19 protein-coding genes and 1 tRNA gene are annotated in these 17,399 nt (G+C 63.5%); 15 read left to right on the top strand and 5 right to left on the bottom strand.

Features of this window, described 5'->3' with window-relative positions; all coding sequences use genetic code 11:
- Positions 1-25: 25 nt before the first annotated feature.
- The 3 genes from ABMY26_RS22950 to ABMY26_RS22940 all read left to right on the top strand — a co-directional run bounded on the left by ABMY26_RS22950 (position 26) and on the right by ABMY26_RS22940 (position 1,085).
- Positions 26-358, top strand: coding sequence for an integration host factor subunit alpha (locus tag ABMY26_RS22950; RefSeq protein ID WP_045580549.1), 333 nt, complete (start codon positions 26-28; stop codon positions 356-358).
- Positions 359-464: 106 nt separating this feature from the next.
- Positions 465-914: a MerR family transcriptional regulator gene (locus tag ABMY26_RS22945; protein ID WP_372396945.1), complete on the top strand. Its 450-nt coding sequence runs from the start codon at positions 465-467 to the stop codon at positions 912-914.
- Positions 915-1,008: 94 nt separating this feature from the next.
- Positions 1,009-1,085 (top strand) — tRNA-Pro (locus tag ABMY26_RS22940).
- On the opposite strand, the gene ABMY26_RS22935 is transcribed toward ABMY26_RS22940, so the two are convergent.
- The 5 genes from ABMY26_RS22935 to ABMY26_RS22915 form a co-directional block, all read right to left on the bottom strand.
- A complete protein-coding gene (locus tag ABMY26_RS22935) occupies positions 1,036-1,731 on the bottom strand; it encodes a tyrosine-type recombinase/integrase (RefSeq protein ID WP_372399053.1) in 696 nt (231 codons plus the stop codon). The genes ABMY26_RS22940 and ABMY26_RS22935 overlap by 50 nt on opposite strands.
- Before the next feature lie 626 nt (positions 1,732-2,357).
- Positions 2,358-2,723 (bottom strand): excisionase family DNA-binding protein, encoded by a 366-nt coding sequence (locus ABMY26_RS22930; RefSeq protein ID WP_372396944.1) that lies wholly within the window; start codon positions 2,721-2,723, stop codon positions 2,358-2,360.
- On the bottom strand, positions 2,720-3,043 hold the full coding sequence (locus ABMY26_RS22925) for a hypothetical protein (protein ID WP_372396943.1): 324 nt from the start codon (positions 3,041-3,043) through the stop codon (positions 2,720-2,722). Before ABMY26_RS22925 ends, ABMY26_RS22930 begins: the two co-directional genes overlap by 4 nt.
- 171 nt (positions 3,044-3,214) lie before the next feature.
- Complete coding sequence (locus tag ABMY26_RS22920) at positions 3,215-3,658, bottom strand: ribbon-helix-helix domain-containing protein (RefSeq protein ID WP_372396942.1); 444 nt, start codon at positions 3,656-3,658, stop codon at positions 3,215-3,217.
- Positions 3,659-4,231: 573 nt separating this feature from the next.
- Positions 4,232-4,729 carry a hypothetical protein gene (locus ABMY26_RS22915; RefSeq protein ID WP_372396941.1) on the bottom strand — a complete coding sequence of 166 codons (498 nt, stop codon included), beginning with the start codon at positions 4,727-4,729 and terminating at the stop codon, positions 4,232-4,234.
- A 63-nt stretch (positions 4,730-4,792) separates the two neighbouring features.
- Here ABMY26_RS22915 and ABMY26_RS22910 point away from each other — a divergent pair, with 63 nt between their 5' ends.
- The 12 genes from ABMY26_RS22910 (at position 4,793) to ABMY26_RS22855 (ending at position 17,174) form a co-directional block, all read left to right on the top strand.
- Positions 4,793-4,972, top strand: coding sequence for a hypothetical protein (locus ABMY26_RS22910; protein WP_372396940.1), 180 nt, complete (start codon positions 4,793-4,795; stop codon positions 4,970-4,972).
- A gap of 288 nt (positions 4,973-5,260) precedes the next feature.
- Positions 5,261-5,506, top strand: coding sequence for a hypothetical protein (locus ABMY26_RS22905; RefSeq protein ID WP_372396939.1), 246 nt, complete (start codon positions 5,261-5,263; stop codon positions 5,504-5,506).
- Positions 5,507-6,166: 660 nt separating this feature from the next.
- A complete protein-coding gene (locus ABMY26_RS22900) occupies positions 6,167-7,204 on the top strand; it encodes a hypothetical protein (protein ID WP_372396938.1) in 1,038 nt (345 codons plus the stop codon).
- A 3-nt stretch (positions 7,205-7,207) separates the two neighbouring features.
- On the top strand, positions 7,208-7,477 hold the full coding sequence (locus ABMY26_RS22895) for a hypothetical protein (protein ID WP_372396937.1): 270 nt from the start codon (positions 7,208-7,210) through the stop codon (positions 7,475-7,477).
- Positions 7,478-7,933: 456 nt separating this feature from the next.
- Complete coding sequence (locus ABMY26_RS22890) at positions 7,934-9,256, top strand: nucleoside 2-deoxyribosyltransferase (RefSeq protein WP_372396936.1); 1,323 nt, start codon at positions 7,934-7,936, stop codon at positions 9,254-9,256.
- Positions 9,253-9,873 carry a 7-cyano-7-deazaguanine synthase gene (locus ABMY26_RS22885; protein ID WP_372396935.1) on the top strand — a complete coding sequence of 207 codons (621 nt, stop codon included), beginning with the start codon at positions 9,253-9,255 and terminating at the stop codon, positions 9,871-9,873. Before ABMY26_RS22890 ends, ABMY26_RS22885 begins: the two co-directional genes overlap by 4 nt.
- 55 nt (positions 9,874-9,928) lie before the next feature.
- Entirely contained in the window at positions 9,929-10,564 is a 636-nt protein-coding gene (locus ABMY26_RS22880; RefSeq protein ID WP_372396934.1) for a hypothetical protein, read from the top strand.
- Between the two features lie 290 nt (positions 10,565-10,854).
- A complete protein-coding gene (locus tag ABMY26_RS22875; RefSeq protein ID WP_372396933.1) occupies positions 10,855-11,676 on the top strand; it encodes a hypothetical protein in 822 nt (273 codons plus the stop codon).
- On the top strand, positions 11,673-12,293 hold the full coding sequence (locus tag ABMY26_RS22870) for an AAA family ATPase (RefSeq protein WP_372396932.1): 621 nt from the start codon (positions 11,673-11,675) through the stop codon (positions 12,291-12,293). The genes ABMY26_RS22875 and ABMY26_RS22870 overlap by 4 nt, the downstream gene beginning before the upstream one ends.
- 4 nt (positions 12,294-12,297) lie before the next feature.
- Positions 12,298-12,966, top strand: a complete 669-nt coding sequence (locus tag ABMY26_RS22865; protein WP_372396931.1) for a DUF3102 domain-containing protein — start codon at positions 12,298-12,300, stop codon at positions 12,964-12,966.
- 120 nt (positions 12,967-13,086) lie between these two features.
- Positions 13,087-16,776 carry a tetratricopeptide repeat protein gene (locus tag ABMY26_RS22860; protein WP_372396930.1) on the top strand — a complete coding sequence of 1,230 codons (3,690 nt, stop codon included), beginning with the start codon at positions 13,087-13,089 and terminating at the stop codon, positions 16,774-16,776.
- Entirely contained in the window at positions 16,773-17,174 is a 402-nt protein-coding gene (locus ABMY26_RS22855; protein ID WP_372396929.1) for a hypothetical protein, read from the top strand. Before ABMY26_RS22860 ends, ABMY26_RS22855 begins: the two co-directional genes overlap by 4 nt.
- Positions 17,175-17,399: the final 225 nt, after the last annotated feature.

Here is a 17,399-nt window from a genome sequence, read left to right as displayed (position 1 = left end):
CAATGGTTGCGGGGGAGGTCGAGCCATGTCCCAGAACACCGTCACGCGCGCCCAATTGAGCGAGGCCGTCTATCAGGAAGTCGGTCTTTCACGCAACGAATCGGCCGATCTGGTCGAAACCGTCCTGGATGAGATTTCCGACGCGCTGTCACGGGGGGAGATGGTGAAGATCTCGTCCTTCGGCAGTTTCCAGGTCCGCCAGAAGGGGGAGCGGGTCGGCCGCAACCCCAAGACCGGTGAAGAGGTGCCGATCCTGCCGCGCCGGGTCCTGGTCTTCCGCGCCAGCCATGTGCTGAAGAACCGCATCAACGAGGTGCAGGAGGGGGGGGCGCCGACGCCTGCACGGGCGCTGTCCTGAGAACGGTCGTGCCCGATGACACGACGTCCTCGCCCGTTGCCGTGCCGAATCGCCGCTCCGATCGTGGTTTGGCTTGCCCGCTGCCGGATGGCGGCCTGATCGTGCCATGAAATCCGCCACGGCCTATCGCACGATCAGCGAGGTGTCGACCGACCTGAATGTGCCTCAGCATGTCCTGCGTTTCTGGGAGACGAAGTTCCCCCAGATCCGTCCACTGAAGCGTGGCGGAGGCCGGCGCTATTATCGGCCGGAGGATGTGGAGTTGCTGCGGCGCATCCAGGTGCTGCTGTATGAAGACCGCTATACGATCAAGGGCGTCCAACGCCTTCTGAAGGAAGGGCGCATATCGGATCCGCCGCCGCCGTCGCCCGAGGATGTCGACGAGCCGGAATCCGAAGACGGCGAGGAGATGGCTTTAGGCGATCCGCTCGACGGTGATGACATGTCGGTGCTGTCCGACAGCCTGCGCCAGGAAATCATGCTGGTGGTGGACGAGCTCAGATCGTTGCGTTCCGTCTTGTCACGTCTGTCTGAAAGGAGTGATAAAAAGACATAAAAAACCTTACGGGAATGGTTGCGCCCGCGAAAGCGTCTCGCTATAGTCCCGTTCCCTTCAGGAACCAAGCCGCAAGCAACTGCGGTGAAAATGACGGAGCGTAGCGCAGCCTGGTAGCGCATCAGACTGGGGGTCTGAGGGTCGCAGGTTCGAATCCTGTCGCTCCGACCATCTCCGAAGGGAGCGGAAAAGCCTTGGAACCTAACGGTTCCAAGGCTTTTTCTTTGCCCGGTTCCTGCGGTGCCTTCGTCGCCGCCATTCCATCCGTTTGCGACTCTTGTTTGCGACTTGGCGACGCCATCGCATTGGCGAAGGCCTTCATCGGGATCGCCTCCACCGCGTTGCGCGCCGCTTGGTCGGCCACCCGGAGATACCGTTTCGTCGTCTCATAGCTCCGGTGCCGGGCCAGCTGCTGGGTGACGGCGGCGGTCGCCACATGGGCCACGGCGGTCACATAGCTCGCCTTCGTGTCATGGAAGCGGTATTGCAGCCCCAGCGCCTTCATGGCCGTCTGCCAGGCCCGCTTCGGGTTCTTCACCGGCAGGCGCTTGCCCTTCTCGCCGCGCTGGTAGGTCAGCAGGTGCAGCTGCTTCCAACCGCGCGCCTGGGCGACCAGCCGGGTCAGCACCTCCATGGCCTCCGTTCCGGCGGCGATGAACTCGGCCCGGTTCGCCTTCGTCGAGCTGGCCTCCAGCCACACCCCGCGGTTCTGGAAATCGACCTGATCGACCGTAAGGGCGAAGACCTCCCCCTTCCGGAAGCCCATGAGGCGGGCCAGCAGGATGCCGTCGGCGAGATGCTGGGGCACCCTCTGCATGATCGCCTGCAGGTCATCGTCGGACACCGGGCGGGGCAGGTGCTCCGGTTCCGCCAGCCGGGGCACCTTGGGCAGCTCGGCAAGGAGCGGGCGTCCGCCGGTGTCCTTCAGCCCATGGACCAGCCGCAGGGCCTCGCCAAGACAGATCAGATAGCGGTTGATGGTCGAGTCGGCGCGCTTGCGGTCGGATGGCCGGTAGAGCTTCGCCGGATCCGACTCGGGATCCCGCTTCTTCGATCCGCCGACATAGATCATGACCGGCTGTTCGCGCGACCAGGCGACATACTCCCATATCCGCTGTTCGGTGATCTCCGATGCCGGCACGTCGGCACCGAACCAGACCAGCATCTCGCGGATATAGACGGTCTCGTTGGGCCAGTTCTTTCCGCCACGCTTGCGCGTCGCAAGCGCGGCGAAGGTCTGCGCGAGCGTGAAGGCGCCGGCCGGAACCGCCCTTGGCTGTTCCTTGGCCGCCTCGACCTTCAGCACCTCCTCGATGCGCTTGGCGTCCGTCTTGGTCTTCGCCGGTTCGCCCGACGCCGGATCGACGCAATAGCCGGCATGCCGCTGGCCATTCCGGACGAAATTATACATCCAGCGGCCGCGCGCCTTGTTTAGGTAAACAGTCATCCCCGTCGCCGCGTTGTGGGTTTGGTCAACGCAGGCTGCGCCAGGACTCCCATGTCCCGCAAGGCGGCGAGGGCTTCACGGTGGGCAGCGGTCGCCGGCGCCGGCTTGGGAGGCTTCTGCGCCGACCGCTTCGCCGGCCGGATGGCGCCGCGTTGCCGGTATGCTTCGATCGAGGCAACGGAGATGCGCACGCCGCGTTTGCCGAGGCGATGGCCCTCCAACTCCCCTTCCCGAAGCAACTGCCGGATATGGCTTTCGTCGGCATCCAGAAGCGTGGCGGCGGTCGCCACGCGAACCGAGCGGTCCAGCCCATAGAGGCTTTCCAGGGCCGCCGGATCGGCCGCGATGCGGAGCGTGCTCACCTTCTCGCACCTCCCGTGTGGGGATCGGCCAGCGGGACGGCCGGCAGTGCCTTCGTCGGGCCGCCATGGGCCAGCAGATAGGCGACGATCGACGGCACCGCGACCACCAGCACCGGGAAGCTGGCGCGCGGGTAGTGGGCCGGGATGTCGACGGTGTAGACGCCGGGGGCGAGGATGTCGCACACCACCGGCACCTCGCCCACGGCGAGGATAACCAGTCGCTCGCCCAGCCGGAACTGGATCCGGCGGACCTCGCCCGGGCTGTCGAAGCGCGCGGCGTGGCACACCCGCCAATCGGTCGCCTCAAGGGTGGACATCACGGCAGTTCCTCCCGTGCCAAGTCTGCGCAATCGCGGTGAAAGCGGGCAGCGGACAGCAGGCGCATCCGGCGGTGGGGGAGGTTGGTGTTCCCTGCCTCCAGCTCGGCCCGTCCGGCTTCTTCCAGATGCCACCGGATCAGGCTGGCCGTGCTTTGCCCTGCGCACGCCATGTCAGTTCGTCAGCGGATTGGTGACGAAGCCCCGGCCATGGGCCCGAGGCGACTGGCCAAGGAACTCCAGCACCGCTTCGGGCGCCGTGTAGGTTTGCAGGAACAGCCGCACCATCGCCGTCAGCGGCAGGTCCGCGGTGTGCAACCGCTCATGCACCGCGCTGATCAGCACGTCGCGGTTCGCATAACCCTCCGTCTCGGCGATGTGGTCGAGCAGCAGCCACGACGTCACGTCCAGCCGCATCGAAGTCCGGTGCGAGGTCCAACGGTTGTCGACCACCACGTTGTAGGCGACCAGCGGCGTCGAGCCGCCCTTCGGCAGCGCCGGCACCATGTGGCGCAGCGTGCGCTCCATCCGGCACGACAGCCGGCCGAAGGACCGGTCCATCGGCACATTCTGCGGCCCGTCCCGCCGTTGTAACGGAACCTTGATCGCCACCTTCATCGGCTGACTCCCCGAAAGCATCCTCTCAACGGGTCTGGCATCCACGCCATACCCTGTATTAGGATGGGCGGTATACCGTTATCGAGTCAATCCCAAAAAACACGGTAAAGCGACCAACTCTTCGGCCCTGTCCGCGCGCGTTTCGCGCAAGGCCTGCCGCCGTCACGCGCGCCTGTCGCGCAACCTCCGGAGTTCGGATGTGGAACGACGCAACTTTTCCTTTAACGCAGCTGGGGCTCTGCCATAGGATGCCGTGGCCTGTTGCCTCCCCGCCTGGGGAGGCGGAGGCAGGGAGACCCCATCTCCCCACCCACGCGGCTGCCAACCGCATCGATGAGCCGTGCTGAGCTGGGGCGCGCACCCGTGCCCAGCCGCACACCTGTCCGCCTACCGGGGCCGGCCCCGGTGGAGTGTTGATTTATGGGGGGTTGGCGGTGCCAAACACACCGAAGAACGTACAGACCGAAGACTTATCGCATCGCAAGGCGCGCGAGGACCGCGCAACCGAACTGGTCACGCAGCTGTGCCGGCGCGAAGGCGCGGACAAGGTCCTGCCGCTGATCGAGCGGTGGATCAGGATGCGTCGCAGTCGCGCGGCTCGATTCGCCGCTCAAGAACCCGAATCAGGGCGTCAAAGTCCTCGGTAGACCAGCAGCGGAAGGTCCGGCGGGTCTTCACCTGCATTTCCCAATCGGGGTCGCCGTAGGCCAGCAGCTCGGCCAGCGACATGCCGGCGCCGTCCGCAAGTTTGTTTAAGGTGTCGATGGTGCTGTTCGCGCCATTGAATGCGTCCAGGACCGTTGTGGCTGGCAGCTTCGACAATCCAGCCCAATGGTTCTTGGACCGCAGACGCTCTTTGTGCGTTTGCAGAACACGATTGAGTGCTGCGGCGATGTCGGTCTTGGGCGGCGTATCCATGCCGGCATTATGCGGACCCCGTGCAAAAGCGCGAGAACGCCGTACCGATGAATTCATCTCGTGCAGCACCGAAGCATCCTCTTGACAGTCTCGGTATAGCGATTGATTTTGATGGGCATGAAACACGTCATGCACATCGATGCCTCGATTCATCGGATATGCGCCTTCGCCCGGCATCAGGGGTGGACCGCGCAGTCATTCGGCCGAGCCGCAGCCGTGCCGCCCAGCACCGTGCGTGACGTGCTCCGCCAGGAAGGCAACCCCACCGCCACGACCCTGCGGGCCATGGAGGCGGTGATTCCCGCCGACTTCATGACCGATCCCATCGCGCTGGCCGCCAGCGACCTCAGCGCGCCGATCCTGGGAAAGCCGCGTGGGAAGAGGCGACGGACATGAACAGGGAGACTCGGCAAGGCGCCACACCCTTGGTTGTTTCGGTGGGAAGCATCGCTCGCAGTGGGCGACTGCGCAACCCCCAAGCTCCGGCTCGGGCGCAACGCTTTCCCGTCGCCGAATCAGGCGCCGCCCGCCCGGCCCGGTCAATCGGGAGCGCCCCGAGTCCGGCCGGCCGATTCGCCCGGCGCCACCGTCACCGTTCCGCCGAGTCCCTTGTCCGTACCGGCGGAGCGGCTGCGGCCGGAGTCGCCATCCGACTCCGGCCGCTTTCCCTGCCTGGGGCCGGCCATGCCGCCCGCTGACCCGGCCCTCACCGACGCGCAGCGCGCCGTTCTGGCCGCGTGGCCGGCGTTCCAGTCCGCTGCCGCGGTGACCTGGGGCAGCGTCGACCGCCTGGTGCGGGCGCTCCACCATGTCGACACTCTGGCCGATCTGCCGGACGACGACGCGGCCGAGCTGCTGGCGCTGATGCAGCGCGCCACCAACCGCCTGCATGCCTTGCGGCCGGCATCTCCGCATCGGGGATCCGCATGATCGGGCGTCGCCCGACTGCCAGCTCACCTTCGGATCCCAGATCTATCCTGAAAATCAGTCGCTTCCGCCGACCGGTCCGCCATCGCGCCGGCTGCGCCATGGCGCGCGGCCCGCCGTGCGACCGCTCCACGGTCGCCAGTCTGCCGCCCCCATCGACTTTGAAGACCGCGCCGCTTTCGGCCGCCAGACGGCCGGAAGCGATGCGCGTCTGCACCCCAACGCCGCGCGCCCCCGCGCCGGTGAACCCTGGAGCTTTGCCCGATGGCATCGCCACGCGCGCCGCCCTGACCGGCGCCGGCTTCTCCCCGTAAGCCCCCGTCATCCGGTGCCCAGCGTCCGCCCTTGCCGGTGGCCGCGCCGCACCCGTCTTGTCCCCACCGTTGCGCGCCCGCGCGGCGGTGAACGCTGGAGCCTCGCCTTGTATCCGCGCGCCCCGCCCTGAGACGGGACGGCCCCGCCGGGGCCGCCCCGCTAGGACCGCAATCATCGCCAATGCCCGATGCCCCTGCCGTGCCCACGGCGGGAACGCGGCGATCTGCGTCCAGAGGCTAACAGAAATCAGGATTAAAATCCGCTGTTCCTTGCAGCCACGAACCCGTGCGCCCGCAGGGAGCCGCATTGCCACCGGCCGGCCACCGCGCCGCCGGGGGAGGATTCGTCATGAAATGGGTTCGCCTGTACAACGAGACCGCCATGGATCCGAAATGGCGGCTGGTCGCGGCCGACAGCGGCCAGCCGGTGCATGCCGTGCTGGCGGTGTGGGCGGCCATGCTGTGCCACGCCTCCGGAATCGTGCCGCGCGGCACGCTGGCCGGCTGGAGCGACCGCCTGATCGGCGCGGCGCTGGACCTGTCCGCCGCCGCCGTCGCCTCGATTCGCGCCGCCATGCAGGGTGTGACGCTGGACGGCGACCGTCTCAGCGCCTGGGACAAGCGCCAGTTCAAGAGCGACCACAACGGCGCGGAGCGGATGCGCGATCACCGGGCCCGCCGAACCGCCGTCGAGGAACCGGCCGGCGAATCGGCGGCTGTGACGTCACCGCCTCTGCGCGCGGCAGATTCCAGAGTCCAGATTACAGAAAGAAAAAACACCCCCCAAAGCCCCCCGCCGACAGCCGATCCCCCGGCCGATCCACCAGCCGAACCGCTGGCGCATCCGCCGCCCGCCCGGTCCTCGCTGGCGGCGGACTTCGCCGACTGGTACGGGCGCTATCCGCACCGGGTCGGCCGGGCCGCTGCCGAACGCGCCTACCTCGCCGCCCGGAAACGGGGAGCGGCGCGGGAGGATTTGCTATCCGGTGTGGATCGCTACCGCGAGCGGCTGGCGCAACCCGACGCGCCCCGGCCCTGCAATCCGGCCACATGGCTGGTCCAAGAGCGCTGGACCGACGATCCGATGCCGCCGGCCCCCGAGTCGCGGATCAAGGCCTGCGGACGGTCGCCGGCGCCGGAGCCGCTGGACACGCACCGTCCGTCGCGGACGACCATCGAGGCCATCCTGGCCGAGCGATGCCCCCAGCTGCACCCGATGCGCGTCCGGGACTTCGCCCAGCAGCTCGACCGCTGGTTCAACTGCGGCCGGCCGGGCTGGAACAGCTTCTGGGGCGATCCGCCCGACAGCCCGGAGTGTGAGATCCCGGTCACGGCCATCGCCGCCGTCCGCGCCCATCTCGCCGCCGGCATCGAGGGGAGGGCCTGAGCCATGCCCGTCCAGCCCGGCACCCTGTCCCGCCGCCGGCCCGACCGGCAGTTCCGCCTGGATCTGGGCGATCCGCCCCGCACCGCGCGCCACCAGCCGGTGCAGCCCCAGCGCGAGGCCGATGCCCTCTATCGCGCCGTCCAGGCCCTGCGCGCCGCCGGCCATAGGGTCTATCGGTGCGGCGCGCTACACCGGGTGAACGAGCGTCTGTTGACCACGGCGGACCTGATCCGGCTGTCTATCGGACGTGAGGTGCGTTGCAAAAATGCTTGAAGAGCATCTCTAAAGAGGTAAAATTCTGCCCGCTATGAATCATAGGTCGTAAACAAAGCATTCAAGGTGGGAAAATGGGCAGTTCAGGTGGCGGTAGCTTCACGGATTATTCTGGCTCGACCTCTTCAAAGACCGGTGGTGGCAGTTCCGGCGGATCGAGTGGTAACGACCCCTGCAGACAAGCATTCCAATGCACTCTTGAAGAGGTTGCTCTCTGCAATTACTATACCACGCATGGTACTGTGCCGGGGGTAGGCACCCCCCTTAGGGTCATTTTCAACGTCCGGCTTTATGCTGTTGACAGTGCGGGGCTCAGAGTTGGAGCGCTTCCTACGTCACTTAATCGTTATGCAGCGTGCGTAAAGAGTGGAGTTGTTTACGACGGCATCGTTACTGCCTCTACGAACTCTCCTGTTCCATCTGTTACTGCTGATTTTGTGCCAAGGTAATAATGTGATGGCCGGGAAATTACTGATTGTTGGTGAGATTATTGTTGATTTTACGCTCGCTCGGCCGGGAGTTGAGTGCAAACTTCGATTGGGAGGAGTAGTACATGCGGCTAGAGGGCTGTGGGCAGCTGGTATAGATTATGCCGTAGCTGCTATATGCCCAAAATATCTGGTCGGTAATGCCAGGAATTTTCTTCATCATCATGGATGTTCAGAATTCATATTTCTTGGAGAGGTTGACGGTTCTCCAAATGTAATGGTGATTGGCGATGTGACGGAAGTCGCTGATCAAGGATATGAAGACATCTTAAGAGACGAAAAGACAGTCAATGTTTTCGATGTGAGCGGTCAGCTCGCTCCATATAAAGAGGTGCTAATATTTCCAGGAAGTTACAATTTAGGAGACTTGAGAAAGCAATTTCAAGATGATGTTAAATTCAGTTTCGATATTGCTTACAATGTTCCTGACATTCATTCGCTTTCCTCTTATGACGGAAAAGTAAAATCCATAATAATATCAACTTCTTCTGATATGTTCTTAAAATATGGGAAGGATTGCGTTGACAACATTATATCACATGTAAACGCAGTTAGACCTGAAGTATTTCTTCTGAAAGAAAACAGGGGAGGAAGCAGATTATTTGAAATAGGAGTCGGGCGGGCGGAGATGATACCCGCTGTTCTTGGGTCAACGGTAAATTCAGTTGGTGTTGGAGATGTTTACTCGGCTGTTATGGTCGGATATTCGGAACGAGGATGGGTTGAAGCTGCGTGGAGAGGTTCACGCGCGGCCATGTATTATTCTCAAACAACCTTTCCCGACGACCTGAAACGGGATTTTCAAAGGGATTTGTGCCTTAGCCTTGATGACTTAAAGTCATTGGGAGGAACGGTTCTTCCTTGGCATGAGCGTCAAGACATTCAGGTGTATCTAGCGGCACCAGATTTCTCATATATTCAAAAACCAGAACTAGACAAAGCTATTGCATCATTAAATTATCATAATTTCCGCCTGCGACGCCCGGTTCTAGAAAATGGCGAAATGAAGGTGGACTCAACCCCTGATGTGCTTCAGGCCACATATCAAAAAGACTGCTCTCTTCTTAATGATTGTAAGGCTGTATTCGCTGTTCCGTTAGGCCGAGATCCTGGCACGCTGGTCGAGATCGGTATGGCTATTTCTATGGGGAAGCCTGTAATAACATTTGATCCGAGAGTGGAAAACAACAATACGATGGTTATCTCGGGTAGTGATGTATATTCGTCTGATTTGGACAGATGTCTCAACGGGTTGTTTGAGGAATTGTCAAAGATAAGGGTCGGGAAATGAATAAAGTAATGTTAATGGCATCTGGTGGCCTAGACTCAACAACCGTTGCATACCAACTGATTTCTGAAGGTGTTTCTGTCTACCCTTTGTTCTTCGATTATGGACAACATTGCGTCGAGACAGAATGGGAAAAAGTTAATGAGGTGTTACCCCCTTCGATGCAAAAGCCGGAAAGGGTTAATATCTCAGATTTGTTTAGGGGGTCGTCATCTCGACTTATAAAAGAAGCTGACCTTTGGGCGGATGATGTCAAGGACGACGATCTGTATGTTCCTTACCGCACCACATTATTTTACGCGGCAGCAGCTGCACGTGCGCAGACGGTTGGCTTAACAGAAGTCTATACAGGTTTCATAAATAGCAATCATGCTAAGGAAATTGATTGCACTGCGGAATTTATGAATAAAATGGAGCAATTATCTGAGAGTATTGGGCCTGTTCGTTTTTTCTCTCCCTTTCGCTATTCTTCAAAAGCGGAGGTTGCACGCAGGGCTGTTGAGCTTGGTGTCCCAATTGGCAGAACCTATTCCTGTCAAGCTGCTAGTAACTTCCCTTGCGGAGCGTGTCCGAACTGCGTAGAACGGCTGAAGGCGCTCGTGGAGGCCAAGCTCGTATAGACCTGAAGACAGCTGGGCTCATGGAGATCGAGGTATTCTAATGTGCACTTCGACCATGGAAATGCTGCTTGCAGCACGCCGCATTGCGGATCACGCGAAGGACGAGGGCGTGCTCTATAGGCAGGTGGGCGCCCGAGCCAGTTGTCAGCATATGGGCGGTATACTTGCAGATGCCGTGCTTCAGTCAGGCCTAAATTATAAATCAGTCGTTCGCCCCCGAGTGGTGGCAATCTTGCGTTTGTACCCTGAGAAGGATACGACATCGTCTTTGATGGAAGTGGTCGAAGAAGGGATGACGTCTTCTTTCCTGAATTGGAACCATCCACAGAAGATCGCACGTTTCGAGCGACTTGTCTGCTTCTTGCAAGATAGAAATATCGAGCTTGCGAGAGACTTGAAAAATCATCTTCAGGATGCAGAATTCTGCGAAGAAATTCAGGGCGTAAATGGGGTCGGGCCGAAAACTGTGGATTATATGGCATGTTTAGTTGGAGTCGACTCCATTGCAGTGGATAGGCATGTGCGTAATTTTGCGAAACGAGTTGGCGTGAGCAATGATGACTACCTCTTTTTGAGAAAGGTTTTCTGTTTCGCGGCCGATCTTCTGGAACTGTCTCGCCGCGACTTTGATGCATGGATATGGAGCCGGGAATCTAGCTCGTCTTCGAGGCAGCTTAGTTTCGCTGTTTGACTGTGTGGGGGTGTCTCTGCTCTTGACGCCCCACACCCAACGGAGCGACCCTTCCCACCGGAGCCTCAGAACCTCCCCACAAGCGGTCAGCCGCCCGTGCGATTTTCGCAACGCGGCTCTTTTCATGCCCGGATTCCGTCCGTAGCATGCCCCTTCGCCGGGGGTCGGATAATACAATACCCGCAAGGGGAATAGTCCGGCCTGGCTTGTGCAGGTTCTGAGCCCCCGGCACCAGGGCGGTCTTCAGAAGCCTTCCTGTTGCCGGCAATGCCGCACAAGAGGGCTTCGCCATGATCACCATGGGCGATAACGGGCAAGTCACGCCCGCGTTATCTCTGTCTGACATCGACACCACCATCAGCGGTGAGCCGCGCGTCCTCGACCTCCGCCTTGCGGAGGTTCTGGGCTTCTCCCAAGTCCGCGACATTCGGAAGCTCATCGAGCGCCACCGGGGGGTTCTGGAACGGCTTGGAGAGGTTTGCGCCACGGTGGCGCAAACCTCCCGGAAGGGAGGACGCCCCGCCACCGAGTTCTGGCTGACGAAGAAGCAGGCCGTCTATCTCTGCACCAAGGCCGAGACCGAACGCGCCATCACCGTCACCATCCAGATCGTCGAGCTGTTCGACGCCGTGACCGGCGGGGCCGCGCATCCCGCCCTGGCGCCGGTCCTCACCCGCGCCGATCTCGACGCCATCGACCGCCGCGCCCGCCGGATCGGGCAGGAGGAGGAGCAACGGGCGCGCTCCGCCCTGACCGACCGGGCGCTCGACCGCCTGCGCCGGGGCGAGCGGATCGACATCGCCTCGCTGTCCGCCGCCCGGCCGGATGAGCCCGCCGCTCTGCCCCCGCCGCCCGCCCGGACGCGCGAGGAGAGCATGGACCTCGCGCTTGCCCATCTGCGCGCCCTGCCGCCCGAGCTGCGGCAGGAGGGCTTCCGCCTGATGCACGCCATCAAGGCCCACAGCGACGCCCTGGCGGAGCTGAAGGCCGCGACCGAGGCGATCAACTCCCCGCTCGACACCATCGCCGAAATCCTGGAACGCGAGGCGACCCTCATCCGCCAGACCATCGCCGCCCAGGCGGGCCGGGCCGGGCAGGGGGACCGGGCATGAGGACGATCCTGGTGGTCCAGGGGAAGGGCGGCGGTCCGAAGACCGCCACCGTCCGCAATCTGGCCGTCGCGGCCACCGTCGCCGGCCGGCGGGTGGGCACGCTCGACACCGACCCGCAAGGCTCGCTGACCCACTGGCACGGCCTGCGCCCGGCCGACGCCGCCCCGATCCTCCACGAACAGCGCCCGCTGGGCGCGGTGACGGAGCGGCCGACTCCGCCCGGCCTCGACCTGCTGGTGATCGACACCCCGACCGCGGTGGAGAACTTCCCCCAGGCGACCGCCCTGCTGTTCGACTGCGCCGATCTGGTGCTGGTGCCCGTCCGCCCCGGCCCGGAGGATCTGGTCAGCATGCAGGCCATGCTGCCCTACCTGCGCGCCCGGCGCCGGCCGATGCGTCTGCTGCTGAGCCAGGTCGTCCCGCGCCTGCGCGAGACCGCCGACACCCGCGCCATCGTCTCCGCCATGGGAGCGGTGGCGCCGGTGGAGATCCCGCAGCTTCAGGAGGTGCCGCGCAGCTTCATCGCCGGGCTGGGCACGGCGGAGATCCCCGGCACCCGCACCGGCCCGCTGTTCCGCGACCTCTGGCTCCACCTGTCCGCCGCGATGGAGGGCTGACCCCATGTCCCGATCCGACTCAGGGCCCAAGCACAATCCCAGGCCGCCCGCCCGCCGCAGCCTGGGCGACGCCCGCCTGTCGATGCTGGCCACCCCGCGCCCGCTGACCACGCGGGCCGAGTTCGCCGCCGACATCCGCCGCGAATGGTCGAACGCTCTGGAGGCGACCATCGCCGTCGGCCGCCGCCTGAACGAGGCCAAGGCGGCTCTGCCCCATGGCGAGTACGAGGCGATGGTGGCGACCGACCTTCCGTTCAGCACCTCGACCGCCCGCAAGCTGCGCGAGATCGCCGCCTTCGTGGACGAGGGGCAGGTGCCTCTGGACCGTCTGCCGGAAGCGATGAGCACGCTTTACGCCATCGCCACCCTGCCGGACGACACCCGCCAGCAGGCCCTGGACGCCGGCACGATCCACCCGGCGGTGACAAGGGCGGAGGTGGAGGCGCTGAAGGTGCCGGCGGTGACGCCGGCGCCGGCCCGGCCGCCCCGCGAGTCGCGCTTCGCCGCGGCGCTGTCGCTGCCGTGGAGCACGGACCCGGACGATCCAGGCGCCATCACCGTCGAGCTGGACGGCGTGCGCCGCTACCTGCTGGTGATGGTGGCCCCCGATCCGGCTGCGGCGGATGTGGTCCGGCATGTGGTGGAGTTGCACAACGCGGGGCTGCGGGGGTAGCGGCCACCCTTCCGCCGAGGCAAGTCCGCTCGCGTGTTTTTGTCGCCGTCTGTCGTTCGTTCAGTGCGTGACGATCTCCGATTCTCTCCATAAGATTGAGAAAACCAGGAGATGTCGCCCGTGCCAGAGCAGACAGCGAACGGTCATAACAACGTTCTCGTTTCCGTGGATGGGAACAACAACACCGTAACGATCACGCTGGGCCGCGCGTCCCTTACCCTTTACCAAGCGCACAAGCGGAAAGGGACCGTGCCCAGGTCGAACCGCGAACTGCTGTTTGCCGATTTCCGGACCACCACGCTGGTCGGGAGGGGTGATGCCCTGGAACGGTTCGGTCGGTGGCTGACCTCTCCCGCGCCGATCGCGGTGGATTGCGTGATCGGGCGGGGCGGGGCGGGCAAGACGCGGTTCGGCATCGAACTGTGCGAACGGGCCGCAACCGCTGGCTGGACCGCCGGCTTCGTCAACTCTGACAGACTGGTCACCTTCTATAACGATCAGAACCTGTCCACCTGGCTGTGGAAAGGTCCGACCCTGCTGGTCATCGACTACGCCGCCGAAAATACGGCCATCCTGCGGCAATGGTTGGACGAACTGGCCCTCCGCCCGGACCCCGACGCGGAGAAGCATCCGCTGCGCATCCTGCTGCTGGAACGTCATGCCGACCGCGACCTCGGTTGGTGGGCCGATCTGGGCCGGCAAAAGGGATTGTCCCGCCGTGGTGGCGACTATTTCCTGGAAGGGGTGGAGCCGTTCGCCCTGCCGACCCTGGCGAATGTGGAAGACCGCCGCAGCTTGATGGCCGAGATCATGGAGCAGGCGGCGCGCCTGGAGTCGGTTTCGCCGGCGCCACGCCCGCCGGCGCCGGGGGCCGACCCGGTGTTCGACCGCGACCTGGCAGCGGACAGCCTCGACAACGAGCCGCTGTATCTCATGATGGCGGCCATCGTGGCGCTGGATGTGGGCGCGCGCGCCGCCCTATCGCGGTCGCGGACGGAACTGGCCGGAAACATCGCCGCGAAGGAGGAGGCGCGGTTGGGGCGGATCGCGAAGGCGCATGGTGTCGCCGAGTCGTTCTTCAGCCATCTGGCGGCCTGCGTCACCCTTCAAGGTGGATGCGACCGGGACGAAGCGGAACAGCTGGTCGATCAAGAGCGAACCACCAACCCGTCATGGACCAACGTTTCCCCCGAGAGCATCGCCGAATGGCTGGCCGACGGATTGCCTGGACCTAACTGGGGAGTCGATGCGGTCCGCCCCGATCTGATCGGCGGCGCTTTCCTTCTACAGGTCTTACGCTGCAAAGGACGGTCTTTAACCAAGCAGATTGTGATTGTTGGCCGGGCATGGGACCGGGCCGGCGTCGCAGTCGCCCAGACCATCATCCGCACCGCCGTTGACCATGCCGGTCATGATCCGAAGCATGACAGCCTGCAATGGCTGGATCATCTGATCGGACGGGCCGAGTCGGACGATGTGCTTGCCGCCATAGCGGACGCGATCCCGGAACAGACCGTGGCACTGCGGGAATGTGCGTGCGCTGCCAACGAACGGCTGGTCACTCTTCGGCGACAGGGCATCGATGATAATCCTGATAAGGCCGTAATTCTGGCTGCCAGCCTGAACAATCTGGCGAACAACTTGAGCGCTTTGGGCCGTCGAGAGGACGCGCTGGCCGCTGCGACCGAGGCTGTCACCTTGCGCCGCCGGCTGGCCAAACAGCGTCCCGACGCCTTCACCCCCGATCTGGCAACCAGCCTGAACAATCTGGCGAGTTTCCTGAGCAAATTGGGCCGTCGAGAGGACGCGCTGGCCGCTGCGACCGAGGCCGTCACCTTGCGCCGCCAGCTGGCCAAACAGCGTCCCGACGCCTTCACCCCCGATATAGCCATGAGCCTGAACAATCTGGCGGCTTGCCTGAGCGCTTTGGGCCGTCGAGAGGACGCGCTGGCCGCTGCGACCGAGGCCGTCACCTTGCGCCGCCAGCTGGCCAAACAGCGTCCCGACGCCTTCACCCCCAATCTGGCAACCAGCCTGAACAATCTGGCGAATTTCCTGAGCGACTTGGGCCGTCGAGAGGACGCGCTGGCCGCTGCGACCGAGGCCGTCACCTTGCGCCGCCAGCTGGCCAAACAGCGTCCCGACGCCTTCACCCCCGATATAGCCATGAGCCTGAACAATCTGGCGGCTTGCCTGAGCAAATTGGGCCGTCGAGAGGAAGCGCTGGCCGCTGCGACCGAGGCCGTCACCTTGCGCCGCCAGCTGGCCAAACAGCGTCCCGACGCCTTCACCCCCGATCTCGCGGGCAGCCTGAACAATCTGGCGATCCGCTTGAGCGACTTGGGCCGTCGAGAGGACGCGCTGGCCGCTGCGACCGAGGCCGTCACCTTGCGCCGCCAGCTGGCCAAACAGCATCCCGACGCCTTCACCCCCGATCTCGCAACCAGCCTGAACAATCTGGCGAGTTTCCTGAGCGAATTGGGCCGTCGAGAGGACTCGCTGGCCGCTGCGACCGAGGCAGCCGACCTATACCGCCAGCTGGCCAAACAGCGTCCCGACGCCTTCACCCCCGATCTCGCGGGCAGCCTGAACAATCTGGCGATCCGCTTGAGCAATTTGGGCCGTCGAGAGGACGCGCTGGCCGCTGCGACCGAGGCCGTCACCTTGCGCCGCCAGCTGGCCAAACAGCGTCCCGACGCCTTCACCCCCGATCTCGCAACCAGCCTGAACAATCTGGCGAATTTCCTGAGCGACTTGGGCCGTCGAGAGGACGCGCTGGCCGCTGCGACCGAGGCCGTCACCTTGCGCCGCCAGCTGGCCAAACAGCGTCCCGACGCCTTCACCCCCGATCTCGCGGGCAGCCTGAACACTCTGGCGAACCTCTTGATGGCATTGGGCCGTCGAGAGGACGCGCTGGCCGCTGCGACCGAGGCAGCCGACCTATACCGCCAGCTGGCCAAACAGCGTCCCGACGCCTTTACGCCAAATCTGGCAACCAGCCTGAACAATCTGGCGATCTGCTTGAGCAATTTGGGCCGTCGAGAGAACGCGCTGGCCGCTGCGACCGAGGCAGCCGACCTATACCGCCAGCTGGCCAAACAGCGTCCCGACGCCTTCACCCCCGATCTCGCGGGCAGCCTGAACACTCTGGCGAACCTCTTGATGGCATTGGGCCGTCGAGAGGACGCGCTGGCCGCTGCGACCGAGGCAGCCGACCTATACCGCCAGCTGGCCAAACAGCGTCCCGACGCCTTCACCCCAAATCTCGCCATGAGCCTGAACAATCTGGCGAGTTTCCTGAGCGACTTGGGCCGTCGAGAGGACGCGCTGGCCGCTGCGACCGAGGCCGTCACCTTGCGCCGCCAGCTGGCCAAACAGCGTCCCGACGCCTTCACCCCCGATCTCGCAACCAGCCTGAACAATCTGGCGATCAGCTTGAGCAATTTGGGCCGTCGAGAGAACGCGCTGGCCGCTGCGACCGAGGCAGCCGACCTATACCGCCAGCTGGCCAAACAGCGTCCCGACGCCTTCACCCCCGATCTCGCCCGGTCCTTGGCAGTGTTGGCAAATTGCCAGGATGGCTTGGGGGATGGGGCCGCCGCCCTTGAGTTGGATCGGGAGGCGATTGCGACGCTTTCATCTCTATTTCTTCAGCTTCCGCAAGCTTTTGCCGGTTTGATGGGAGGAATTGCCCGGCGGTACATCGAACGGTGCGGGCGCCTGGAACAGGAGCCTGATGAAAGGCTGCTCATGCCGATCGCGGAAGTTTTCCAGCGTCTTCAAAACAAATCCGAGGAGCCAGAGGCATGAGTGACACATTGATCACCGCAATGGACGTTTCTAAGGCTGCGGTAGACGCTCTATCGCCGTATTTGACGGAGGCGGGGAAGGAGGCGGCGAAGGCTGTGGGGAAAGAGGTCGCGGGGCAGGGGTTCAAGCTGCTGGGGTGGATGCGCGACAAGCTGACCGGACGGGGCGCGGAGGCGTTGGCGGAACTGGAACAGGCGCCTGCCGATGCCGACAACCAGGGTGACGTGCGCAAACAGCTGACCAAGCTGCTGACCGACAACCCCGCTCTGTTGGACGAGTTGCGGGCGCTGTTGACGGAAAAGATGCCGGAAGGGCAGTCGCTGGTTCAGAACGCGATTGGCAACAATATCAAGCTAATTCAGTCCCATGGGATTGGGAACCATAACAGCATCAGCTAAGGATTGCGGTATCGTCACCCTTGACGCTCCGCCTCGGTGGAGCGATCTTTCGGCCTGGAGCCTGACAACTCCATGACTAGGCGGCAAGCCGCCCGCGCGTTTTTCGCGATGCGGCTATTTTCATGCCCGGAGTCTGTCCGGTGCATGCCCCTATGCCGGGGGACGGATGAATACAACACCCGCAAGGGAAATAGTCCGGCCTGTCCTAGTCAGGTTGTCAGCCCC

The organism is Azospirillum sp. HJ39 (genome assembly GCF_041507355.1).
Lineage (GTDB): Bacteria > Pseudomonadota > Alphaproteobacteria > Azospirillales > Azospirillaceae > Azospirillum > Azospirillum thiophilum.
This window is presented reverse-complemented; position numbering and strand designations above follow the sequence as displayed.